Consider the following 18,603-nt stretch of genomic DNA (forward strand, 5'->3'; position numbering starts at 1 on the left):
TAAGTTGCCCTAAAGAATCAATAGCTTATCACGGAAAAGACTTTATTGCTCTACGCAGTAACCACAAGCGAGCTGACCAGGCCCGAGTTAAAGGAGCTGGAAATGACCGTACTGGCAAGATTGGGATTGCTTTTCAGCAGTTCCGCCCAGTTGGCGGAGGCTTGCTCGGACAGTCCGCCGACCGTACCGGCGCCGGTATAAACGCCAGCCCCGGAAGCGCTGGACGCCAACGTCGAGACGATGCCCTGATTCAGCGCCTGCTGCGCCGTGGTGGAAGTATCAACATTGCTGCCCTCGTCAGGCACGCTGACCGGCTCCTCGACCGCACCGGCCTGCTGCAAGGTGGTGAGCAGACCGCTAGGGGTGTACACCGTGGCGCCGGTAGAACCACCGAGCGACGCCACCACCGCCGACTGCGCCGACAAGCTCACCGCCTGCGACGACAACGCCGCAGCCGACGACGCCGGGGCGACGGTCGGCACATACGGCTGATAAGCCGCATTGGAGGTAACAGTGTTGAGCGAGACGGTCATGATAAGTTCAATATAGCACTAAACTGGGCCGAGTGCGGCGGCGAGTTCTCGCTGCCAGGCGCTGGCTTGGGCACGGTTCCACACCAGCGCCACGTGCTCCACGCATTCGAAGGCACAGTCGACCACTTCGATGCGGCGCAGTTCGCTATCGGCCAGCGCGAAGTCCGGCAGGTAGGCCAGCGCCTGGCCGGCTTTCACCAGCGTCAGCAGCAGTTGCAGGTCGTCGGTCCAGTAGCGGATCTTGCGCGGCAGCTGGTCGTCGCGCCAGCCGTCGGAATGGGCGCCACGCTGCACGCCGCAGAACAACGAGCGCGACGGGCAGGCGAAGTCGTGCGTCAGGACTTCCACCGTCTTCGCCTTCAGCTTGCGCGCCTTCACCAGCGGGTGCTGCCTGCCCGCCATCAGGTGCAGCGTGATGCTGCCCAGCGGCGTGACTTCCCACTCCTCCGACCAATGCTCGCCACGCCCTTCGATCACATCGCTGGTGACGATGGCGGCGTTGATATCGCCACGCGCCAGCGCCGCCAGTGCTTCGTCTTCAAACATGGCCTGCATGCGCAGGCTGGCATCGGGATACGCTTGCAGCGCATGCGATAACGTGCCACCGTGCCGCCACAACAAAATCGCCGGCCCGCCGATGCGGCTGTCGATCGCGGCTTGCTCGCCCATCAGGTCAGCCTTGGCCTGGTCGGCCAGCGCCAGCAAGGTCTGCGCGCGACTCAGCAGCAATTGGCCGCTGTCATTCAGCACCAGCTGTTTGGCGCTGCGGTCGAACAGCGGCTTGCCCAGCTCATCCTCCAGCCGCTTGAGGGCTTTCGAGACGGCCGATGGCGTCAAATGCATCTCCTGCGCCGCCGCGCCCAGCGAAGGACGGCGCGCGGCGCTGACAAAGATGCGTAAATCGCTGAGATTCATGGTTTCCTGATGGGAAACAAAAAGTGAATTTAAGTTGCTTTACTGGATACGATCATCATCTTACCATTCAGGCCTATGATTACGACCAAACAATGGATCTACCGCCGCCAGCCGACGGGCCAGATCACCACCGACCACTACGAACTCATCGAGCAAGCGCTGGACACCACGCTGGCCGACGGCGAAGTGCTGATTGCATCGCGCTACTTCAGCGTCGATCCCTACATGCGCATCGGCCAGTCGAGCAAGCCGACCTACGATGCCGATCCGCATCCGTTGAACACCGTGCAGCAAGGCGCCGTGGTGGCGCAGGTGCTGGCCTCCAACGCGCCAGGCTTTGTCGAAGGCGACTGGGTGCAGAGCTACACCGGCTGGCAGACCCACGCGCGCGTGCACGCCAGCGCCCTGAAGCGCATCGATCCGGAACTGGCGCCTGTGACCACCGCCCTCGGCGTGCTCGGCATGCCGGGCCGCACCGCGTGGTTCGGCCTGACCGAATCGGGCAAACCACATGCAGGCGAAGTGGTGGTCGTGTCCGGCGCGGCCGGCGCGGTCGGATCGCTGGTGGTGCAGTTCGCCAAGCGCCACGGCGCGCGCGTGCTGGGCATCGCCGGCGGCGCGGCCAAGTGCGACTGGGTGCGCGACACGCTGGGCGCAGACTGGGCTATCGACTACAAAGCGTTTTCCAATGCCGATGCGCTCGGCGCGGAAATCAAACGCCTGACCGGCGGCGTCGACGTCTACTTCGACAACGTCGGCGGCATGGTGACCGACGCCGTCATCCCGCTGATCAATCGCCGCGCACGTATCGTGATTTGCGGCCAGATCAGCCAGTACAGCGGCGGATTGGAAACGCCGGAACTCGGCCCGCGCCTGCTGCACCACATGCTGTACCAGCGCGCCACCATCCAAGGCATGTTGGCGCGCGACTACCTGCACCGCATGGACGAAATGATCCGCATCGTCGCACCGTGGGTAAAGGCCGGCGAAATCGTGTTTGAAGAAACCGTGATCGACGGTTTCGAGCAACTGCCATCGGCGCTGAACTCGCTGTTCACCGGCGACCATCGCGGCAAGCTGCTGGTGAAAGCATGAAGATCGCCGCACTGTTCATACTGCTGCTGAGCGGCGGCGCCTTCGCTGCCGACGTCACCTATGGCGAGCACGGCATGGCGCTATTCGGCGGCAAGGACGGCCTGTACGCATCGCACCTGCCGATGTTCCATGCGCCGCATGATTATCAGGTGATCCTGCAGGTACACGTGGCCGATGCGGCCACCGATGCCGCATTGCGCAAGCGCCTCGAAGGCAAGACCGCTTTGTGGACCATCGCGCCGGAGAAATTCGAGCTCTCGCGCCTGATGCCACAAGCCCCCTCGCCGCTCAAGCACTTCAAGGCCGATCTGGTTTCTGGCCATTTTGAGCAAGGCGGCAAAACACAGTACGCGGCCTCCACCATCGTGGTCGACAAAGTACTCCTGTTCCGCAAGCTGTCACCTGAGCAGCGCGCCAGCAGCACATCGACCTACCTGCAAATCGGCAGCGGCAAGCAGCGCTACCTGGTGAAGCAAATCGACAGCCGTCCCGATTACGACCACATCCTGTCCTATCGCGCCACACCGGGCGCGGCGACCGACAGCATCAGCGTCATCAAACAAGACCTGCGCGAACCCAGTCCAGCCGAGCTAGCCACCGCCCTCCACTCCCGCTGCGACGCCATCAAAGGCACCATCTACTTCTACACCGACGATTTAAAGTAGCACTTTCTGAAATCGGAATATAGTTGCACAACCAGATTCCAGAGAGGTCGCCATGCCGGCCACCAAACAAGGAACATCTGCGGAAGACGCAATGCTCGTCCCCCGCACAGAGGACTGGCAAATTTTCGTCAAATCGCTGGACAGCGTCGACATTCCAAAACCTAAGCTTGCAGCGGCCATGCGCAAATATCGCGAATGGCGCAGTGCAAATTCAGGAGACAAAAATGTCGCCGGCTAAACAGCAAGTCATCAGCCTTAGCTCACGCCATGCTACGTCATACCAGTTCTCAGAAGCGAACTTCACCTTGGGCACGCCGCGCGGCGGACGGCGCACTGTACCGATGCGAACACCTTCGTCTTCAGCGCGCTCCTTGCCCAACCGGACTACACGTATCGTACTGCCTTCATTACGGAGGTGAGTTATAAATGAGGGAAACATGACTCGTCCAACTGCATACCTCCACCCCAGTAGTGCCCCGGATAAGACAGCGCAAAGATGCTTATTCTCGCCTGCGCCTAAACACGACAGAAACAGAAGAAAAACAGCCACACCCAAATCGTTCAAAAAGCGCCACCACCGGCCGAACTGCTCATCAAGCGCCTCATGCTTTCCAAGTTTCGGTGGATTATTGATGATGTCCATAGAATTCTCTCATCGCTCGAAGCGTTAGTCGCCGAAGCTACGAGGCGACTCTCTTTTGAAGTGCCTCCTGCGCAATCGTATTAATGCTCTTTCCTTCGACCTGCGCTGCAATAGCCAGCTTTTCGTGGAGTTCAGGAGAAATTCGGAGATTGAATTTTCCTGAAAACTGACGTCGAGGTTCGATACCCTGCTCGCGGCAAACAGCCAGGAAGATTTCAAGCGACTTCTTGAATTCCACACGTAGCTGTCGGGGATTCTTACCAAAGAAATCGGCCCCACCGTTCAGTCCAAGAATCTCTCCCCGGAAAAGATCCAGCTCCGGGTCATACTCAATCTTGGCCTGGAAATCATCCAAGGTCATAACGCTCATGGCTTCACTCCGTGTTGCTCCATCCATCTGCGAATACTTGCCACCACACCTTTATCGGTATTGGGCGAAGGATGCGGGCGGTGAAACACTCGCACCTCACCAAATAGAACAATCGCCACGCGACTCCCCTCCCGCTCACTAACATCCGCACCAAGCTCAACAAAGAGCGCTTCGATATCGCGCCAAGGCACATTGGCACTGACCGGGTGGGAACAGATGGCCTCGAGGGTGCGCTGACACTTACGCTTCATCAGGAAAAATAGTACCATGAAATGGTACCTTTATTGAGTTGGCTCGCAACGGTCACCAACATATACCCTCTTCGATAACAAGGGTGTTGAGGCCGATCATGCCAACCTGTTTCTTCTAAAGACGCAGCACCAGCCGTGATTCAGCTCGCCCAAAAGAATCGCACCAGGGCAAAGCAGATAGCAAAGAGGAAGCCAAACGAGAAGCGGTCAATTCGTAGTACTTGCTGACCTCGACGGGAACGCCATGAGCCCAGCCATGACATACACAGCCCGACGGCCACAGGAGTGAAGACGAGATTAAAGTACCGCCACGTGAAGTTGGCCACCATATGATGAGGGAATAGCCAAAGGCTTAAGCCACCGAGAATAGCGCCAAAGATAGCGTAGCCAAATGCAGCGAGCCAAGGATTCGGGCGCCTACGAAATGGCTCCGCCATAGAGCGCAGACCAAGCTCGAATAGTACCTCGCCGACTAGCTGGATGAGGAACTCGAGCACTAACTCAAAGATGAATTCCATACGTTCACGAGCGCTTCTCGGCGGTTAATAAGAACATCGCCCCTCAGCTACCTGAGGGGCAGTAAATAGCACGGAACGAACCGGAGCGCTCGCTGCCATCACTTAGTTGGAAGGAATACTCGCCTAGATACTCTCTTCTCGCCTCGTGATACTCGAGAAGCAGCTCCCCATATTCGCACAGCGACACCGCACCTTCAGCGCTTCGCGAAAGGCAAAGAGGAAGTTCGGCCACTATTGAATAGCTATTCTCTCCATCAGACAATTTTCTGTTAGGCATAAGTTGTAGCACTTGCTGCACTGCTTTCGTTGTTTCAGGACAGCTTGCCGGTCTATCGTATAGCGAAAGTAAAAAGAAGGTGTTTTCGTCGCTCCAAATGGCATTGGCAACATGGTCAGAAGAAACTGAAGGTCTTAACTCAAGAGTGCTGGTCAAATCCGCCAAGCAGTGCGGGGTGGCCAGCACCGTGGTCAAAATAAGCGCAGAACTCGTCGCGGAAAACTTGTACATTTGCCGATCAAGCGGTGTCCAGCTCATTGTGTGAGCCCCCTGATGAGAGGCTCTCGATAGCCCTGATCTTTCTCGTTCCAGAAAACGAAACCAGCCCTCAAGTCGAGATTGAAGAACGACTCGTAATATGCGTCCTCGTCGAACGATTCACCATCGCGCCCGAAAATCTTGATCTTCACCGGCTCCCGCTCCATGTCGATTGCCCCTTGATGCAGTGCGATTGCCGTGAACGTCTCCTCGGAAATCATTTGACGCATGGGCTTTTCGTGCCCATACAGCTTTGCCAACGCGCTGATGAGCCTGTCGCTCTCGGGGCCGGTTCGGATAAAGGCCACTCCGCGCCTGTACACATGCTCCTTGTTGAGATTCATCTCCGCATCGAAGCCGCCTTGGATATGCTTGACCACGACCACGTCCATCCCGACAACTTGACCACCGTAATTGGCCCGCAACCGAAGCCGATAGTGTTCAGGCGATTCCGACCGATCAACAATGCGCAGTACGCAGTCTACAAATCCCTCTTCACTGTACTGATCGAGAAGAGGATTGCTATCGGAGTCGGTCTTCATCGGCGGAGCGCACCAGGCTAACATGGGGAAAAGGAGCAGCGACAGCAGGAAATGCTTCATGTTCATGAGCTCCAACGTAAAGGTTCAGCGCTGCCGGCACGGGGCCGCTGGAACGGAGAGTATGCATTACAGCCGCATCCCAAGCCATATGACGACCTCCGTAGATCCAGCCACGACTGGCGTTAAGACGCGAGGCCAAAACTGGCCGACTTTGAGGTGCGCGGCAGATTGATCATGATGCAGTCGCTCCTCTTCAACGATGGACAAAACTGCCGCATAGGCGGCAGTGTCAGTATCCCGTAACGATAAGAGTTGTTTCTCCAAATGCTGCAGCACAACGCGCTCGACCGCTACCGTAGTTGCCGCAATCGCGCGGCGACCGAACAGCCCCGTGACAAACCCCAAGAACAAGCCGCCCGGAGCTGTCAGATGCGCAGCGAATATCTGGCCTCGATAAATGTTTACAGCGCCGTTTTCGCCAGCATGGTTAACCTTGAGCACGCGGTTGGCGTAATCGCGAACAACAAGTGGAGATGGGGCCATATCAGCGGGCATAGTTAGGCCTGTTGACTGCGGGGCTAGTCGTCGCTACCAAAACCGCCACCACGGCTTAGGTGGCGGAGCGGGCCTGGTCGTTGCTTCAGATAACAGTTGACCCTCAATGCCGTACACTTCACCTTCATCCCCTTGTACTTTCGCGGAGAGTCTTTGAGCGATGATAGCCATTTTCCCAATTATTTCTTCATCAGGGTTCTTTGTAACGACACATCCATGACTGAGCCACATCCAAGCCATGTTCCCATTTTTCTGGTGGCCGGGATACGCGAGCCAAACGGACATGCTTGGATCTTCAATTCGCAAGACTGAGCCACCGCTAACAGTCGTTTCCGCGTATCCGTCGTTGCGCATTTCAGGATCAGCATTTACAACATCAAGCCATTCGATTAGAGATATCTCCGGTCCGTCATCAAACCAGTTTTCTTTTCGCGTAATGTGAACTTCGTATCCCATGTGCGGTGTGAGGCTAACGTGCTCGATCAGTGACGGCTGCGGGCCGTCCGCAGGAGCTAATTGTTAGTGGCTTTAGCATTTGAACTCCAGCTCTTGGTTTTCGATGCATAGGCATCCCTGAACCCTAGCGTTCAAATTCAGCCGCGCCTTACGGCGCCGGCAGGAATGTATGATTGGGGAAAACCGTCATTAGAAGACACCGGCTTCTCCCCTCTCGAACGCTTTTCGCCATACTTTGTAGCCATCCAGTTCAGAATTCAAAACTGGGGCGTGGCCAACTACGGTTTGGCCAGCAGCAGCACCAGGAGGCCGGTTTGGAATGTGGCCGAGTTCAACAGTCCACTTGCCCGACAAAGCCGCGTCTTGGGCTTGCTCAAATGAGGCAAATTCATCTGCGCCGTACGCAGCACTGACAACTAACAGAAAATCGTCATCCGTCGCAGTAAATTGCTGGCCCTGAATGTTGATGCTGCTTCCCTTCTTGAAATCGAAACGGTCGACCTTCAAAATTTTATTTACGGCGAACTTGTGGTCGCCTCGCTTGCTAACTAAGAGATCCCCTTCCTTGAACGGGAATCGCTTGTAGTCATGAGGAAAGAAATCACCGGCTGTGGCTGACATAGAAAAAAGAATAGGAAGTACTAAGGCGAGTATGCGCATGTGCTAAGGCTACCAACGTGCGCGATAACCGGCGCGCTTTAGCACGTCCGAGTTGATTGAAGGGTTGGGCAAGTGCATCAAAACGCTTGCGCAAGTTTTAATTCTCATTGCGCAGGAACTCATCGGGTACAAATCCGTTACCGCACTCATCACAAAAATAACCATCTATAAATTGCTCCAAAGGTTGTTTACGAATGATTCCAGGAAGGCACTCATCGATCGCAAGTTGATCTTTCCGTTGGTATCCGGCTCGTTCTCCGGAGTCCGAAAAAATTCCCTTGGGGCTTAACTTCCCGATCAAGATTAGTTTTGAAACGACATGTGCACTGCTGCCACATTTCGGGCAGCTAGGAGTTAAGTAATCCATAGGGATGCCCAACCTAAAGTGGACGTCATATTGACGTTTTAAAAACATCAACATGCCAGATAATGACAGCAAGGGCAAGCACTCTGGCGAACTGTCGAATTACATGCTGAATTTAATGATAATATTTGCAATATTTTTATCTATCTGGATCGGCGCATGCACCCTACTGAACTCCAATTGATTCAACTGGCGCAGCAAGTCGGAGGGATGGCGCAGCAGGCGGCGTTGGCTTATGAGCAGGCGCAGGCGGCGTTGCAGTTGGAACGGCTGTTCACGCTGGAGAGTGTCGCCACCAAAGAAGGTACGCAGCAAGCGCTCGATACGGTCGGCCGGCTCACCGAGCTGCATCAGGCACATCAACAGATCTTTGCCAAGTTCGTTACGGCGGCCATGCAACAGCTTACGGCGGCGATCGCGTCGCTGCCGGTAGAGAAGGCGTATGAGTATGAGCGGGGTTTCATCGCTTCGCTCAACAGCACGCTCGCGGGACAGGCGGAGTTCTATGCCAATCGCGATCGCTGGATCACTGCGGTGCGCGAGATGTTCACTGTCGTTGAGGAGAATCGCGATGTCATCAGCGTGGAAGACGGCCAGCTACTTTTCCATGACGATGATGTGATCGACCGCTACGAAGCCGCGCAGCAGGTCATCAACAATATCCACGAATACGAGGTCAAGCACATGCAGGAGAAGGCGGCGCGCGCGATGGCGGCGAGTGCCTATCTCACGGCGCTGGAAAAAAAGCGCGGCGCAATAAGAAACGGGACCCGAAGGTCCCGTTGTTTTACTCTGCGGTGGCAGCAGCTTTTTTAGGCGCTGCTTTCTTGGCCGCTGGCTTCTTGGCTGCGGCTTTTTTCGCCGCCGGCTTTTTCACCGCTGCGGCTTTTTTCACCGGGGCTTTTTCCTCGGCGCCGTCGTCAGCAGCGGCTGCGGCTGCCTTGCCTTTTGCCGGCGTTTTCGCCTTGCGCTCCTCGAACTCGAAGCTGATCTTGCCGTCCTTGCCCTTCACCAGGAAGGCCTTGAACGGACGGCGCGTGCGCTGCGAGACGAAGCCCGGCAGCAGATCAGTCTTGCCGTCGTTGAGCAGCTTGGCCATTTGCTCCGGCAGGATTTCCTGTTGCAGGATGATGCGGCCGCTGCGGAAATCGCAGGTCTTCGGTTTCGCCACGCTGTGTTCGCACACATACGCCAGGCCCATCTCGTACACGCCGCCGTTGCATTTCGGGCACGGACCCAACGGGGTCTGCTCGCTGAAGTCGACCGGTTCCGAATCTTCCGAATCGTCGTTCTGGCCGAAATCGAACTCGAGCTTGAAGTTCTTGATCTCTTCATCACGCACGATACGCAGGATGGCGGCGAACGGACGGCCCATCTTGGAGCGGAAGCCTTGCAGCGGACCGATGGTGCGGTCTTTCAGCAGCTGTTCCACTTCCTCGATTTCAAACTGGCGGCCGCCCGGCGTTTTGCTCATCGAGAATTCGCACTTGGTGCAGGCGAAGCGGCGATAGTTTTCCTTCACCACGCTGCCGCAGTTCGGGCACGGCGTGTGCATGGTGTGGTAGTCACCCGGAATCGTATCGTTGTTGTATTCCTTGGCGCGCTTGACGATCACTTGCGTCATCTGCGCAATCTCGCGCATGAATTCGTCACGCGAGATTTTGCCTTTCTCCATTTGCGACAGCTTGTATTCCCACTCGCCGGTCAGCTCAGGTGCGGTCAGTTCGTTCACGCCCAGGCCACGCAGCAGCGTCATCAGCTGGAACGCTTTGGCGGTCGGCATCAGTTCGCGGCCTTCGCGCAGCAGATACTTCTCGGAGATCAAACCCTCGATGGTGGCGGCGCGCGTGGCTGGCGTGCCCAGGCCTTTGCCGGCCATTGCATCGCGCAATTCGTCGTCTTCCACCAGCTTGCCCGCGCCTTCCATTGCCGACAGCAGCGTCGCCTCGGTGTAGCGCGCAGGCGGCTTGGTGACCAGGCCGTTGGCGTCGACTTTATCGGTCAACACTTTCTCGCCCTTGGCAACCGGCACCAGGCTCTTGTTGTTGCCTTCCTTCTCTTTGTCGTCGCCGTCGGCTTCCTTGCCGTAGATCGCCAGCCAGCCCGGATTGGTCATGACTTTGCCTTCGGTCTTGAAGGTGTGGCCCGACACTTCGGTAAAGCGGGTGGTGACCTGGAACTCGGCAACCGGGAAGAACACAGCCAGGAAGCGGCGCGTCACCAGGTCGTACAGTTTCTGCTCCGGCTCGGACAGGTTCTTTGGCGCGATCGTGGTTGGGATGATCGCAAAGTGGTCCGAGATCTTGGTGTTGTCGAAGATGCGCTTGTTCGGCTTGACCCAGCCCTTGTCCAGGATCTGCTTGGCGAACTGGTGGTAGTTGTTATTCTCTTTCACCACTTCCAGCGTCTGCTGCACGGTCGCCAGGTAATCTTCCGGCAGGTGGCGCGAATCGGTACGCGGGTAGGTCAGCACTTTGTGTTTTTCGTACAGCGCTTGCGCCAGGCCCAGGGTGTTCTTGGCCGAGAAGCCGAAGCGCGAGTTGGCTTCGCGCTGCAGGCTGGTCAGGTCGAACAGGCCCGGCGACATCGAGGTGGTCGGCTTGGCTTCTTCGGTGACGGTGGCTTGCTTGCCGCGCACGGCCAGCGCGATGGAGTCGGCCGCAGCCTTGCTCCACAGGCGCTCGGCGCGCTTCTCAGGATCGGTCTCGTCCTTCTTGAACTTGGTGTCCAGCCAGCGGCCTTCGTACACGCCGGCGGCGCAGACGAATTCGGCGCGCACTTCCCAGAAGTCGCGCGAGACGAATTTCTTGATCTTTTCTTCGCGCTCAACCACGATCGACAGGGTCGGCGTTTGCACGCGGCCCACGGTGGTCAGGTAGAAGCCGCCCTCTTTCGAGTTGAAGGCGGTCATGGCGCGGGTACCGTTGATGCCGATCAGCCAGTCCGCTTCCGAGCGGCAGCGGGCGGCGTCGGCCAGCGGCAGCATGTCGTCGTCGGTGCGCAGGTGCGAGAAGCCGTCGCGGATCGCGGTCGGCGTCATCGATTGCAGCCACAGGCGCTTGACCGGTTGCTTGGCCTTGGCGTTCTGGGCGATCAGGCGGAAGATCAGTTCTCCTTCGCGGCCCGCGTCGCATGCGTTGATCAGGGTGGTGACGTCTTTACGCTTGATCAGCTTGTTCAGCACCTTGAGCCGCGCTTCGGTCTTGGCGATCGGGTTCAGCGCAAAGTACGGCGGGATCATCGGCAGGTGCGCGAAGCTCCATTTGCCGCGCTTGACGTCGTGTTCTTCCGGGACGGCGATTTCCAGCAGGTGACCGACGGCGGAGGACAACACGTACTCGTCGGATTCAAAGTACTCATCGTGCTTGGTGAAGCCGCCCAGCGTCTTCGCGATGTCATTCGCGACCGACGGTTTTTCGGCGATGATGAGGGTTTTGCTCATATTTTAGTATCTCGTTTTTAACACTTTGGAGGATTTGCATGCGCATGATACATGGATCGCGCCGCAATCTACATGTTTCCGTCACAGTCTTATCAAGGCGACAATAATAAGCTGATTGCTCGGCAGACTGCAAGCGCAGTGCACCACAGCGCCAATTATGGCCTGTTGTATTTCCTAAAGGGAAGTTTTTATGCGGAATTAATGCAACAGGCGTGGCGCCTGGTCTTCATCCGAGCCGAACAGGTCGTCAAACATCAGCGCGTCCGGTTCCTTGCCCTGGCTCCAGAGCAGCATCAGCACGATGACCTTGAGCTTGCCCAGCGACACCGGCGCCTCGTCCAGCGCCAGCGCGCGTTCAACCACGATCTCGCGCTGCAGCGGGGTCAGGACCTTGGCCGATTCCAGAAACTGGATGAAGCCGATGGCGGCGCCGCCCAGTGCGTCCGTTTCCTCTTCCACGTAGAAACGGGTGCCGGTGGAGGCAGCGGTCAGCGCATGTTCCACCCCGGCAATTTCCGTCAGGTCAGTCAGCCACACCAGGGCCTCGGAGATCTCGACATCGTCAAAACCGACGGCCGACAGCTTCTTGGCCAATGCAGCCGGCTCGGGGCAGGCATCGGGACGGTAATAAGTCTCGTAGAGATAAACAAGGACGTCGAACATGGCTCTACTCTATCAGTTAAAACGAATCGGAGACAAGTGCTGTTCAAACCCGCAACCTTTGAAACATTCCGCCTGGCAAACGTTCAAGCAAACCGGCCAGTTCCAGCGCCAGCAACTGGCCTTGCAGCTCGCCCGGCGCTTGGCCCAGATGCAGGGCCAGCAGGTCGGCCGCCAGCGGATCGTCGCCCATCGCGTCAAGGATGCGGTCGACGAAGCTGTCGTCCGGCGTGAAGCGCCCGCGCGCGCCGGCTTCGGCGTCGGCCTGCATCTGCAACTCTTGCAACACGTCGTAGCCGGATTCCACCAGCCGCGCCCCTTCGCGGATCAATTCATGGCAGCCTTTGGACAGTGTCGCATGAATCGAGCCGGGGACGGCGTACACATCGCGCCCCTGTCCTACCGCCAGCCGCGCGGTGATCAGGGAGCCGGACTGCGACGCCGCCTCCACCACCAGCACGCCGCGCGACAAGCCGCTGATGATGCGGTTGCGGCGCGGGAAGTTATCGCGTGAAGGCGGCGTGCCCAGCGGACATTCGCTGACGAGGCAGCCCTCCTCGGCGATGCGCCGCGCCAGTGCGCCGTTGCGGGCCGGGTAAATGCGGTCGATGCCGGTGCCCAGCACGGCGATGGTGCCGCCGGGGCCGCTCAAACCGCCGAGGTGGGCTGCCGCATCGATGCCCAACGCCAGCCCGGAGACCACGGTCACGCCCGCATCCGACAAGGTCTGCGCCATGCGCTCGGCGTTCAGCACACCCTGCCGGCTGGCGTTGCGTGAGCCGACCACCGCTACCGCACGGCACGCCAGCAGTTCGGCCCGTCCTTTGAGGTACAGCAGCAAGGGCGCGGCCACGATATGGCGCAGGTGGTCGGGATAATCGGGATGATCGAACGGCAGCAGGCGGTGGCCGGGCTGCGCCTGCCAGGCCAGCATGGCGTCCAGCCACTCATCGATGCAAGCCGCCGCCGCGCCCGATGGCGGCGCCAGCAAGGCGTCCGCCTGGCGCGCGCTGACCACTTCCAGCAGCTCGCTGCGGCTGGCGTCAAAGATGGCTTGGGGGTGGAGAAAGCGTTCCAGCAGCTTATGCGCGGTCAGCAGGCCGACACCGCCGGTCTGTTGCAGACGCAGCCAGCCCGCCAGCGCTGGCCTGGTCAATTCGACAGTGGAATCCGTGGCTTGCACGGCACGGTTTACTCCGGCGACTTGGCAACGTCACCCACTTCCACCGGCGCCCGTACCTGCATGATCAGGCCGTAGGAGATGTGTTTGAACGTGCGGAAGATAAACAAGCTGCCTACTTCCTCGTCCGGCAGCTTGACCTGCTGCTCGCGCCCGAACCAGCTGGTCTTGGCCGTGGAATCGCTCACAGTTCTTCCTGCATGGTACAGCTGTAAAACAGAGCCGACATCGAGTCCGTCAAGCTTTCCGCGATTAATGCTGACAATCTGGTTCTGGCCGGCGTGGGTGACGCCGCCGTACACCGCCACGATGCGCGCCTCCACCGCCTGCTCGGGCGGGTGCGGCGCATAGTTCTGCATCGGCATCGGCGGCACGGCGCGCAGCTGGTCGCCCTTGCCCATTTCCTGGTTGGCGGTGGCCACGGTGAAGGTGTGCACGTCGGAGCCGGCCTTGGCCTCGGTTTGCAGTTTCAGCGTGCCGAGGTAGAACGCCTCGTAGCCGATGACTTGCTTGGTGATGGGGTCTTTCAGCGGCGTGCCGGGGCGGAACACCTGGAACGAGGTGTTGTCTTTCAGTTCGCCGCGCACATAGGCCTTGTCGCCCTTGCCGAGGAACACGCGGCCCTCCTGGGTGGCGACGATGCGCGGCGCGCCTTTCAACTCGTCATCTTCGATGATCAGTGGCTGGGTCAGGAACGGCTCGATCACGCCCGGCGGGATGGACGGCACGGCGTCCTTGCCCAGGCCTTCGGTGCGGACGCGCGGTTCCAGCTTTTGCGTTGCTGGGTCGTTGACGCCCTCGCCGAGCTGATTGCCCAGCCGCAGGCGGCCGGCGGCGCGGTCGAACCAGATGATCTGGCCCGGATAAATCCAGTGCGGATTGGCGATTTCGTCGCGGTTCATGCCCCACACGGTGGGCCAGCACCACGGTTTTTGCAGGAACACACCGGAAATATCCCACAGCGTATCGCCCTTGACCACCACGTGACGGTCCGGCGCATCGGCCCGGAACTCGCACTTGAGGGGAGCGGCCGAGGCCGCCGAGGCGACCGCAAACAGGGCGGCCAATGCGTAGCGGGTACCGACTGTGCTAAAATTTTTCATTAATAGATCCAGTAAGTGCGCCGCAAGCACACGGCAGCAAAGCAGGAAAGCTTGCCAAATTGAATCAAATTCTGCCCATAAAACCCTGAACTAGCAAGCGAAACCGCGCTCGGGAAACCCGTGCTGCGACAGGCGTATTAGCAAGGCACTCACATAGTTTTCACTTAGTTATCATGGCAATTTTAAATATTCTGCGTTACCCCGATCCTCGCCTGCACAAAGTGGCCGTTCCGGTCACCGCGTTTGACGAGCGCCTGGAAAAGCTGGTGGCCGACATGGCCGAAACCATGTACGAGGCACCGGGCATCGGCCTGGCCGCTTCGCAAGTCGACGTGCACGAGCAAGTGGTGGTGATCGACATCACCGAAGACAAGAGCGGCCTGGTCGCCTACATCAATCCGGAAATCCTGTGGAGCAGCGACGACAAGCAAGTCTACGACGAAGGCTGCCTGTCGGTGCCGGGCGTGTACGACGGTGTCGAGCGTCCATCGAAAGTCAAAGTCCGTGCCTTCGACGTCAAGGGCCAGCCGTTTGAAGTGGACGCCGACGGCCTGCTGGCCGTGTGCATCCAGCACGAGATGGACCACCTGCAAGGCAAGGTGTTCGTCGAGTACCTGTCGCCGCTGAAGCGCAACCGCATCAAGACCAAGCTGCAGAAGGAAGAGCGCGGCATGCAGCGCGAAGCCCAGCTGCGCGCCCAGGGCCGTCGCTTCTAATGAAAGTCGTCTTCGCCGGCACGCCGGAATTTGCCGCCGTGGCCCTGCAGTCGCTGCACGAGGCCGGTTTTGAGATCCCGCTGGTGCTGACCCAGCCCGATCGCCCGGCCGGCCGCGGCATGCAGCTGCAGCCGTCGGCGGTGAAGCAGTACGCGCTGTCGCAAGGCATCGAGGTATTGCAGCCGCTGTCGCTGCGCATGGACAGCAAGGATCCGCAGCGCGCCGAGGAAGCCAAGGCCGCGCACGACCGCCTGCTGGCCACGCCGTACGACGTGATGGTGGTGGCCGCCTACGGCCTGATCCTGCCGCGCTCGACGCTGGACATCAAGCCTTGCCTCAACATTCACGGTTCGCTGCTGCCGCGCTGGCGTGGCGCCGCGCCGATCCATCGCGCGATCGAAGCGGGCGACGCGGAAACCGGCATCACCATCATGCAGATGGAAGAAGGCCTGGACACCGGCCCGATGCTGCTGATCGAACGCGTGGCCATCGAAGACAGCGATACCACCGGCAGCCTGCACGACAAGCTGGCGGCACTGGGCGGCAAGATGATTGTCGATGCGCTCAACAAACTGCAAGCCGGCCAGCTGCCGGCGACAGTGCAGCCGGAAGAAGGCGTGAACTACGCCGCCAAGATCAGCAAGGAAGAAGCGGCGCTGGACTTCACGCAATCGGCGGTGGAGATCAGCCGCAAGATCCGCGCCTTCAATCCCTTCCCCGGTGCGCATGGCACGGTCAATGGCGTCAGCGTCAAGTTGTGGGGCGCGGAAGTGGCCGATGCCAACGGCCCTGCCGGCAAGGTGCTGTCGGCCGATGCGCAACATGGCATCGTGGTCGCCTGCGGCACCGGTGCATTGCGTTTGACCCAGCTGCAAAAGCCGGGCGGCAAGCGCCTGCCGGCAGCTGAATTCATCAAGGGCTTCCCGCTCGAAGGCCTGCACTTCAACTGAAAATATAGCGGTCTCAAGCACGATCTCTGCAGATTCGCTATGATGGTCTATTGCCCGGCCCATTTGGCGCCGGGCCTTATAGCCAAAGGGAATATGCATATGAGCGACGTAATCAATCACCTCAACTGGCGCTACGCCACCAAGAAATTCGACCCGGCCAAAAAGCTGGACGAGGACAAGCTGAACCGCATCCTCGAAGCCATCCGCCTGACCCCGACCTCGAGCGGCCTGCAGCCGTTTGAAGTGTTCGTGGTGAAGAACACCGAACTGCGTTCCAAGATCCGCGAAGTGGCATGGGGCCAGTCGCAAGTGACCGACGCCTCGCACCTGCTGGTGTTCGCGGCATGGGACAACATCACTCCTGCCCGCATCGACTCGATGTTCGATTACACCAACGAAGTGCGCGGCTTCATCAACGAAGGCTGGGAAGCCTATCGCAAGCAGCTGCACGGCATCGTGGCCGCGCGCGGTGACGTCGCCAACTTCGACGCCGCTGCGCGCCAGGCTTACATCGGCCTCGGCGTGGCGCTGGTGGCGGCCGCTGCGGAAGGCGTGGACAGCACGCCGATGGAAGGTTTTGATCCAGCCGCCGTCGACCAGATCCTGGGCCTGAAGGAACGCAATCTGCGCAGCGTGGTGATCCTGCCGCTGGGCTATCGCCAGGAAGATGGCGACTGGCTGGTCAACCTGAAGAAGGTGCGCCGTCCTGTCGAGAAGTTCATCACCGAACTGAACTAATCCAGCAGCGAAATGACGCGGTCGCCGTCGGCTGGCTTGCAGCCTTCGGCGATTGGCGTCCAGCCGCGATGGATGACGATCTGTTTTTCATCGTGGCACAGCTCCACGCGCTCGCTTTGCGGAAAGCGGGCGCGCACAAAACTCTCCACCGTCGTCGGCAGGCTGATGTGCAGCTTGAGCGCGGCGCGGTCTTCATCGGGATGATCGTCCAGATGCAGCAGCGGCACGAAGTACGAGGCCAGCATCCAGAAACGCGACCCCACCTCCACCGGTTCCGGCGCATAGCCTTCCTTGCGCAGCCATGCTTGCGCGCGCTCGCGTAAATCCTCGCCATCCTTCAGATCACCCCAACCTGCGGCCAGCATTTCGATCAGCCATTGATTGCAGTTCTGGTAGCGCAGGCTGTAGACGTAGGCATTGGCGCTGTATTGCGCGGCCAGCAGGTGCAGCGCGCGAGGCGTATCGGGGCGCAGTGGCAGCACCGCCTGCGGCGGCAAGCGCACGATGCTCAGGTAGCCCAGCTTGGGATCATCGGTGCCCATCGCGAAGCCGGCCAGGCCCTGGTCGTAAATGCGCGGGCGGTGTTCATCGCAAGCGTAGTACAGCTGGCGCGCCGACCATAGGCCCTGCTCCGAACGCCATGCAATGGCGGCATGTGAATAGCGGATGTTAAAGCGCGACAGATCCAGCCCTGAACGGCTGACCAGCGCGACACCATCATCAGTGGCGGCCAACTCGTCGCGCAGCACGGCGGCAAAGCGCAGCAGGCGGTCTTGCTCGGCGGCGGTCAGTTCTTGCGAGCGGTCGCAGAAGCGGCCGGAGGATGCGTGGGCTGCGCCTGCTGCGAACAGCAAGCACAGCGCCAGCAGGCGGAGTCGCTTCAAAGGCTCAGCGGACGCGAGGCCAGCTCGCCATGCCATTCATCGGCCAGCACCAGGTAGAACGGCTGGCGATTATCGACGCGGCCAAACTCAATGCCGTACACGCGGTTGTGCGCATACATCGCATCGCCGACCGCCAGCTGCTGCTGGTCGAAAGTCGCTTGCGGCAGGTCGAGCACGATGCGCTGCTGCGGATCGTCGGTCTGCAGGGTGACGCGGGTGCGGCCGGCACGCTCCGGCGTGGCGGCGATCTGGATGATGCGGTAATCGCCATCCGCCACCTTATGGCCGTTGTGCGAGCTATTGCTCGAGCTGGACAGCGAATCGGACACGCTGCCGCTGGACGCGGAACCGGCGCTCGACGCCGACGAGGCGATGCTTTCCGCCTGTGCATTCAAAGCCAGCCCCATCACGGCAACTGCGACGATCAAACGTAAAGAGCACTTCATCAACATTTCCTCAACACGACAAAATGAGAGAATTTTACGCCACAAAAAGGTGGCGCACAGAAAGAAATCTCTCCGATTATCACCAAATCAGGCATATGATGAAATCAGACTGCTGCTTTTCAGGAGGTTTGCCGTGCCTACCTATTCCTTCCTTGGCCGACTGCGCCTGGCCCACAAGTTCCTGTTCCTCAGCGTGATCGCGCTGCTGCTGGCCTGCATCCCGACCTACTTCTACGTGCAAGAGGCGGCCAAGGGACTGAACGCTTACGAGAGCGAACAGGAAGGCCTGCCGCAAGTGGCGGAAATCATGAAAACCATACAACTGACCCAGCAGCATCGCGGCATTGCGGCGCTGGTGCTGGGCGGCGTCTCCGGCACCTAG

At 59.3% G+C, this 18,603-nt stretch carries 23 protein-coding genes and 1 pseudogene; 8 read left to right on the forward strand and 16 right to left on the reverse strand.

Going from position 1 to position 18,603, the window contains the following annotated elements; all coding sequences use genetic code 11:
- Nucleotides 1–50: 50 nt before the first annotated feature.
- Entirely contained in the window at nucleotides 51–533 is a 483-nt protein-coding gene (locus tag BMZ70_RS21735; RefSeq protein ID WP_092279343.1) for a hypothetical protein, read from the reverse strand.
- Between the two features lie 18 nt (nucleotides 534–551).
- Nucleotides 552–1,448: a LysR family transcriptional regulator gene (locus BMZ70_RS21740; RefSeq protein ID WP_092279345.1), complete on the reverse strand. Its 897-nt coding sequence runs from the start codon at nucleotides 1,446–1,448 to the stop codon at nucleotides 552–554.
- Nucleotides 1,449–1,523: 75 nt separating this feature from the next.
- Between BMZ70_RS21740 and BMZ70_RS21745 the strand changes: the two genes are divergently transcribed.
- From BMZ70_RS21745 to BMZ70_RS28115, 3 genes are read left to right on the forward strand one after another with little or no spacing between them, the layout of a single operon-like run.
- A complete protein-coding gene (locus tag BMZ70_RS21745; protein ID WP_092279347.1) occupies nucleotides 1,524–2,543 on the forward strand; it encodes an NADP-dependent oxidoreductase in 1,020 nt (339 codons plus the stop codon).
- Nucleotides 2,540–3,208 carry a hypothetical protein gene (locus BMZ70_RS21750; RefSeq protein WP_092279349.1) on the forward strand — a complete coding sequence of 223 codons (669 nt, stop codon included), beginning with the start codon at nucleotides 2,540–2,542 and terminating at the stop codon, nucleotides 3,206–3,208. The genes BMZ70_RS21745 and BMZ70_RS21750 overlap by 4 nt, the downstream gene beginning before the upstream one ends.
- Nucleotides 3,209–3,260: 52 nt before the next feature.
- On the forward strand, nucleotides 3,261–3,446 hold the full coding sequence (locus tag BMZ70_RS28115; RefSeq protein WP_130301087.1) for a hypothetical protein: 186 nt from the start codon (nucleotides 3,261–3,263) through the stop codon (nucleotides 3,444–3,446).
- Nucleotides 3,447–3,464: 18 nt separating this feature from the next.
- On the opposite strand, the pseudogene BMZ70_RS29340 reads toward BMZ70_RS28115, so the two are convergent.
- The 8 genes and pseudogenes from BMZ70_RS29340 to BMZ70_RS21790 all read right to left on the reverse strand — a co-directional run.
- Nucleotides 3,465–3,647, reverse strand: a pseudogene (locus BMZ70_RS29340) (hypothetical protein); the annotation flags it as partial.
- Nucleotides 3,648–3,888: 241 nt separating this feature from the next.
- Nucleotides 3,889–4,221 (reverse strand): type II toxin-antitoxin system HicB family antitoxin, encoded by a 333-nt coding sequence (locus tag BMZ70_RS21760; RefSeq protein WP_092279353.1) that lies wholly within the window; start codon nucleotides 4,219–4,221, stop codon nucleotides 3,889–3,891.
- A complete protein-coding gene (locus BMZ70_RS21765; RefSeq protein WP_307184163.1) occupies nucleotides 4,218–4,490 on the reverse strand; it encodes a type II toxin-antitoxin system HicA family toxin in 273 nt (90 codons plus the stop codon). Before BMZ70_RS21765 ends, BMZ70_RS21760 begins: the two co-directional genes overlap by 4 nt.
- 543 nt (nucleotides 4,491–5,033) lie before the next feature.
- Nucleotides 5,034–5,525, reverse strand: coding sequence for a hypothetical protein (locus BMZ70_RS28120; protein ID WP_130301085.1), 492 nt, complete (start codon nucleotides 5,523–5,525; stop codon nucleotides 5,034–5,036).
- Nucleotides 5,522–6,127, reverse strand: coding sequence for a hypothetical protein (locus BMZ70_RS28610; RefSeq protein ID WP_207231576.1), 606 nt, complete (start codon nucleotides 6,125–6,127; stop codon nucleotides 5,522–5,524). Before BMZ70_RS28610 ends, BMZ70_RS28120 begins: the two co-directional genes overlap by 4 nt.
- Nucleotides 6,128–6,193: 66 nt before the next feature.
- Nucleotides 6,194–6,622, reverse strand: a complete 429-nt coding sequence (locus tag BMZ70_RS21780; protein WP_229205533.1) for a demethoxyubiquinone hydroxylase family protein — start codon at nucleotides 6,620–6,622, stop codon at nucleotides 6,194–6,196.
- A gap of 33 nt (nucleotides 6,623–6,655) precedes the next feature.
- Nucleotides 6,656–7,078, reverse strand: a complete 423-nt coding sequence (locus BMZ70_RS21785; RefSeq protein WP_092279357.1) for a hypothetical protein — start codon at nucleotides 7,076–7,078, stop codon at nucleotides 6,656–6,658.
- A 189-nt stretch (nucleotides 7,079–7,267) separates the two neighbouring features.
- A complete protein-coding gene (locus BMZ70_RS21790) occupies nucleotides 7,268–7,738 on the reverse strand; it encodes a hypothetical protein (RefSeq protein ID WP_229205534.1) in 471 nt (156 codons plus the stop codon).
- Between the two features lie 523 nt (nucleotides 7,739–8,261).
- Between BMZ70_RS21790 and BMZ70_RS21800 the strand changes: the two genes are divergently transcribed.
- A complete protein-coding gene (locus BMZ70_RS21800) occupies nucleotides 8,262–8,918 on the forward strand; it encodes a hypothetical protein (protein WP_092279363.1) in 657 nt (218 codons plus the stop codon).
- Here BMZ70_RS21800 and BMZ70_RS21805 read toward each other — a convergent pair.
- The 4 genes from BMZ70_RS21805 to BMZ70_RS21820 form a co-directional block, all read right to left on the reverse strand.
- On the reverse strand, nucleotides 8,890–11,544 hold the full coding sequence (locus tag BMZ70_RS21805) for a DNA topoisomerase III (protein WP_092279365.1): 2,655 nt from the start codon (nucleotides 11,542–11,544) through the stop codon (nucleotides 8,890–8,892). The genes BMZ70_RS21800 and BMZ70_RS21805 overlap by 29 nt on opposite strands.
- A 198-nt stretch (nucleotides 11,545–11,742) precedes the next feature.
- Nucleotides 11,743–12,207, reverse strand: a complete 465-nt coding sequence (locus BMZ70_RS21810; RefSeq protein ID WP_092279367.1) for a Smg family protein — start codon at nucleotides 12,205–12,207, stop codon at nucleotides 11,743–11,745.
- A 43-nt stretch (nucleotides 12,208–12,250) separates the two neighbouring features.
- Nucleotides 12,251–13,387: a DNA-processing protein DprA gene (gene dprA / locus BMZ70_RS21815; RefSeq protein WP_092279369.1), complete on the reverse strand. Its 1,137-nt coding sequence runs from the start codon at nucleotides 13,385–13,387 to the stop codon at nucleotides 12,251–12,253.
- An 8-nt stretch (nucleotides 13,388–13,395) separates the two neighbouring features.
- Entirely contained in the window at nucleotides 13,396–14,487 is a 1,092-nt protein-coding gene (locus BMZ70_RS21820; protein ID WP_092279371.1) for a LysM peptidoglycan-binding domain-containing protein, read from the reverse strand.
- 173 nt (nucleotides 14,488–14,660) lie between these two features.
- On the opposite strand from BMZ70_RS21820, the gene def reads away from it, so the two are divergent.
- The 3 genes from def to BMZ70_RS21835 all read left to right on the forward strand — a co-directional run bounded on the left by def (nucleotide 14,661) and on the right by BMZ70_RS21835 (nucleotide 16,891).
- Complete coding sequence (gene def, locus BMZ70_RS21825) at nucleotides 14,661–15,203, forward strand: peptide deformylase (protein ID WP_092279372.1); 543 nt, start codon at nucleotides 14,661–14,663, stop codon at nucleotides 15,201–15,203.
- Nucleotides 15,203–16,153, forward strand: coding sequence for a methionyl-tRNA formyltransferase (gene fmt, locus BMZ70_RS21830; RefSeq protein ID WP_092279374.1), 951 nt, complete (start codon nucleotides 15,203–15,205; stop codon nucleotides 16,151–16,153). Before def ends, fmt begins: the two co-directional genes overlap by 1 nt.
- 99 nt (nucleotides 16,154–16,252) lie before the next feature.
- Nucleotides 16,253–16,891 carry an NAD(P)H-dependent oxidoreductase gene (locus BMZ70_RS21835; protein WP_092279376.1) on the forward strand — a complete coding sequence of 213 codons (639 nt, stop codon included), beginning with the start codon at nucleotides 16,253–16,255 and terminating at the stop codon, nucleotides 16,889–16,891.
- On the opposite strand, the gene BMZ70_RS21840 is transcribed toward BMZ70_RS21835, so the two are convergent.
- Nucleotides 16,888–17,811 carry a DUF2145 domain-containing protein gene (locus BMZ70_RS21840; RefSeq protein WP_092279378.1) on the reverse strand — a complete coding sequence of 308 codons (924 nt, stop codon included), beginning with the start codon at nucleotides 17,809–17,811 and terminating at the stop codon, nucleotides 16,888–16,890. The two genes, BMZ70_RS21835 and BMZ70_RS21840, sit on opposite strands and share 4 nt — an antisense overlap.
- Nucleotides 17,772–18,227: a hypothetical protein gene (locus BMZ70_RS21845; RefSeq protein ID WP_373922537.1), complete on the reverse strand. Its 456-nt coding sequence runs from the start codon at nucleotides 18,225–18,227 to the stop codon at nucleotides 17,772–17,774. Before BMZ70_RS21845 ends, BMZ70_RS21840 begins: the two co-directional genes overlap by 40 nt.
- A 127-nt stretch (nucleotides 18,228–18,354) precedes the next feature.
- Between BMZ70_RS21845 and BMZ70_RS28935 the strand changes: the two genes are divergently transcribed.
- Entirely contained in the window at nucleotides 18,355–18,603 is a 249-nt protein-coding gene (locus tag BMZ70_RS28935) for a hypothetical protein (RefSeq protein ID WP_229205536.1), read from the forward strand.

This window comes from Duganella sp. CF402 (genome assembly GCF_900109645.1).
Classification (GTDB): domain Bacteria; phylum Pseudomonadota; class Gammaproteobacteria; order Burkholderiales; family Burkholderiaceae_D; genus Rugamonas.

What these genes read in the sequence shown, in the direction of transcription:
- BMZ70_RS21735 (WP_092279343.1), bottom strand. Translation starts at nt 533, where the DNA reads ATGACCGTCTCGCTCAACACTGTTACCTCCAATGCGGCTTATCAGCCG.
- BMZ70_RS21740 (WP_092279345.1), bottom strand. Translation starts at nt 1,448, where the DNA reads ATGAATCTCAGCGATTTACGCATCTTTGTCAGCGCCGCGCGCCGTCCT.
- BMZ70_RS21745 (WP_092279347.1), top strand. Translation starts at nt 1,524, where the DNA reads ATGATTACGACCAAACAATGGATCTACCGCCGCCAGCCGACGGGCCAG.
- BMZ70_RS21750 (WP_092279349.1), top strand. Translation starts at nt 2,540, where the DNA reads ATGAAGATCGCCGCACTGTTCATACTGCTGCTGAGCGGCGGCGCCTTC.
- BMZ70_RS28115 (WP_130301087.1), top strand. Translation starts at nt 3,261, where the DNA reads ATGCCGGCCACCAAACAAGGAACATCTGCGGAAGACGCAATGCTCGTC.
- BMZ70_RS21760 (WP_092279353.1), bottom strand. Translation starts at nt 4,221, where the DNA reads ATGAGCGTTATGACCTTGGATGATTTCCAGGCCAAGATTGAGTATGAC.
- BMZ70_RS21765 (WP_307184163.1), bottom strand. Translation starts at nt 4,490, where the DNA reads ATGGTACTATTTTTCCTGATGAAGCGTAAGTGTCAGCGCACCCTCGAG.
- BMZ70_RS28120 (WP_130301085.1), bottom strand. Translation starts at nt 5,525, where the DNA reads ATGAGCTGGACACCGCTTGATCGGCAAATGTACAAGTTTTCCGCGACG.
- BMZ70_RS28610 (WP_207231576.1), bottom strand. Translation starts at nt 6,127, where the DNA reads ATGAAGCATTTCCTGCTGTCGCTGCTCCTTTTCCCCATGTTAGCCTGG.
- BMZ70_RS21780 (WP_229205533.1), bottom strand. Translation starts at nt 6,622, where the DNA reads ATGCCCGCTGATATGGCCCCATCTCCACTTGTTGTTCGCGATTACGCC.
- BMZ70_RS21785 (WP_092279357.1), bottom strand. Translation starts at nt 7,078, where the DNA reads ATGGGATACGAAGTTCACATTACGCGAAAAGAAAACTGGTTTGATGAC.
- BMZ70_RS21790 (WP_229205534.1), bottom strand. Translation starts at nt 7,738, where the DNA reads ATGCGCATACTCGCCTTAGTACTTCCTATTCTTTTTTCTATGTCAGCC.
- BMZ70_RS21800 (WP_092279363.1), top strand. Translation starts at nt 8,262, where the DNA reads ATGCACCCTACTGAACTCCAATTGATTCAACTGGCGCAGCAAGTCGGA.
- BMZ70_RS21805 (WP_092279365.1), bottom strand. Translation starts at nt 11,544, where the DNA reads ATGAGCAAAACCCTCATCATCGCCGAAAAACCGTCGGTCGCGAATGAC.
- BMZ70_RS21810 (WP_092279367.1), bottom strand. Translation starts at nt 12,207, where the DNA reads ATGTTCGACGTCCTTGTTTATCTCTACGAGACTTATTACCGTCCCGAT.
- BMZ70_RS21820 (WP_092279371.1), bottom strand. Translation starts at nt 14,487, where the DNA reads ATGAAAAATTTTAGCACAGTCGGTACCCGCTACGCATTGGCCGCCCTG.
- def (WP_092279372.1), top strand. Translation starts at nt 14,661, where the DNA reads ATGGCAATTTTAAATATTCTGCGTTACCCCGATCCTCGCCTGCACAAA.
- fmt (WP_092279374.1), top strand. Translation starts at nt 15,203, where the DNA reads ATGAAAGTCGTCTTCGCCGGCACGCCGGAATTTGCCGCCGTGGCCCTG.
- BMZ70_RS21835 (WP_092279376.1), top strand. Translation starts at nt 16,253, where the DNA reads ATGAGCGACGTAATCAATCACCTCAACTGGCGCTACGCCACCAAGAAA.
- BMZ70_RS21840 (WP_092279378.1), bottom strand. Translation starts at nt 17,811, where the DNA reads ATGGCATGGCGAGCTGGCCTCGCGTCCGCTGAGCCTTTGAAGCGACTC.
- BMZ70_RS21845 (WP_373922537.1), bottom strand. Translation starts at nt 18,227, where the DNA reads ATGTTGATGAAGTGCTCTTTACGTTTGATCGTCGCAGTTGCCGTGATG.